The sequence below is a fragment of the Citrobacter sp. VF227 genome (genome assembly GCF_052950715.1).
In genome coordinates this window covers 1-2,158 of the sequence record NZ_JBRFVF010000036.1, presented here as the reverse complement: position 1 = coordinate 2,158, position 2,158 = coordinate 1, and the positions used below count along the sequence as shown (strand labels likewise).

2 protein-coding genes are annotated in these 2,158 nt (G+C 72.1%); both read left to right on the top strand.

Going from position 1 to position 2,158, the window contains the following annotated elements; all coding sequences use genetic code 11:
• On the top strand, positions 1–1,677 hold a 1,677-nt coding region (locus tag ACU8YC_RS24765; protein ID WP_446895929.1), incomplete at its 5' end, for a Na/Pi cotransporter family protein.
• 13 nt (positions 1,678–1,690) lie between these two features.
• Positions 1,691–2,140, top strand: a complete 450-nt coding sequence (locus ACU8YC_RS24760; RefSeq protein ID WP_081948878.1) for an SLOG family protein — start codon at positions 1,691–1,693, stop codon at positions 2,138–2,140.
• Positions 2,141–2,158 lie beyond the last annotated feature (18 nt).

Sequence of the window (2,158 nt, the reverse complement as noted above, 5' to 3'; positions counted from 1 at the left end):
GGGCCGGAGCTGCGCGACCTGATCGGGCGCGGGCTCAAGGGCCGAGCACGCGCCTGTTTCGCGGGTCTGCTCGTCACGGCGGTGCTCCAGAGCAGCACCGCCACCGCGCTCATGGCGACCGCCTTCGCCGCGAGCGGCACCCTCGACCTCTCGGCCGGCCTCGCCCTCATGCTCGGCGCCAACGTCGGTACGGCGTTGATCGTGCAGGTGCTGTCCTTCGACGTGGCCGCGGCCGCCCCCATCCTGATCCTGTTCGGGTTCCTGTTGTTCCGCGCGCGCGCGGATCGGTCCAAACCGCGCAATCTCGGCCGGGCACTGATCGGCCTCGGCTTGATGCTGACGGCGCTCGCGTTGCTCGGACAGTGCCTCACCGCCGTCGAGGCCACGCCGATCCTACGCAGCCTCGTGGGGGCGCTTGCGGCCGAGCCGGTCCTGGCCGTCCTGGCGGCGGCGATGCTCGCCTGGGCGGCTCATTCCAGCGTGGCGGCGATCCTGTTCATCGTCTCGCTCGGGGGTGCAGTCGTGATCACCCTTGAGGGTGCCCTCGCCCTCGTGCTCGGCGCCAACCTCGGCGCGGCACTGCCGCCCTATCTTGAAGCAGCCGGTGCGCCGGCAGCGCGCCGGCTTCCCCTGGGCAACCTGCTCGTGCGAGCGGCCGGCTGCGCCGCCGCGCTGCCGCTCCTCGACCCGATCACCGCAGGTCTCGCCGAGTTCGGCGTCGCTGACCCCGCGCGCGGAGCCATGGCGTTCCACCTCGCGCTCAACCTCGCGCTCGCCATCCTCGTCCTACCCTGGACGGCCGCGCTTGGCCGCCTCACCACGCGTCTCTTGCCCGCGCCGATCATGCCTGAGAGCGCACGGCAAGACGCGCCGATCGCGGAACTCCCGCACCACCTCGACCTCACCGCCCTGGCGACCCCGAGCCTGGCCCTCGCCAACGCCGCCCTTGAAGCCCTGCACATGGCGGATCTGGCCGGCGCAGCCCTGCGCGATGCCCTTCAGGCGTTCCGCACCGGAGATCGGACCTTGGCCGGTGCAGCCGGGCGGCGGGACGCGGCCATCGACCGGATCGGGCTCGCGATCCGGCGTTACCTGGCCGACCTCGGCGGCGAGGAGGTCGGCACCGTCTCGGCGGATGCGCAGGCGCGAGCCCAGGAGATCCTGACCTTCGTGCTCAACCTCGAGCACGTCGGTGACATCATAGCCCATAACCTGGTCGCGTTCGCCAGCCGGCGGCTGAAACGGACCGGCGAGCCGTTCTCCGTCGAGGAACTCGCCGACATCGAACGGCTCCACGCCGAGGCGCTCACCAGCCTGCAGCTCGCGCTCGCTGCGTTCCTACGCGACGACCTCGACGCCGCGCGGTCGGTGGCCCGGCGCAAGGGTCTCCTGCGCGCGCTGGAGCGCGCGGCCATCGACCGGCACGTCGCGCGCCTGCGCGATGCGCCGCACGACGCCGATCCGGCCGCGATGGCGGAGGCGAATGCGCTGTTCCTGCGGACGCTGCGCGATCTGCGCCGGGTGCACTCGCACGTCGCCGCGCTGTGCGCGCCCCTGCTCGAACGGCGGCACGAGGCGGTGCTCGGCGGCGAGGACGAGACCATCCCGGCCGGCGGTCCGGGCGGCGACGGCGAGGATCCGGTTCAGGAGGCGTCGAGCCTCCGGCCGGCAGCTTGAGCGGGAGACGACCATGCGGCTTGTCATTGGGGGCAGCGGTCATCTGGAATACCGGGATCTCGTGAGCTTCGAGTTGGCGAAGCTGCACCGCCGCTGCCGAGTCATGGTCCTGATCCACGGCGGTCTGGGCGGCGTCTGCGCGGCGGCCGAGGACTGGGCGCGGCGGGCCGGTGTGCACGTGGTGCGCTACCCGCCGAACTGGGTTCGCTACGGTAAGACGGCGGAGGCGGTGCGCAACCGATTCATGCTGAAGGACGCCCGACCCGATCTAGTGGCGGCCTTCCCCGGCGGCCCGCACACGCTGGATCTCGTGCGATGCGCCCTTCGGGCACGGCTCGCCGTCTACGAGGTGCCCGAGCGCGACGTGCCGGCCCAGACGATCCTCGACCGTGCGGACGGGCCGCCGGGTCGAGATCGCTCGAACGGGCTTCGAAGCCAGCGCGCTATCGTGCTGCACATCTGAACATCGACCGACACAGGG

Coding starts and splice junctions, on each gene's coding strand:
- ACU8YC_RS24760 (WP_081948878.1), top strand. CDS start 1,691: ATGCGGCTTGTCATTGGGGGCAGCGGTCATCTGGAATACCGGGATCTC.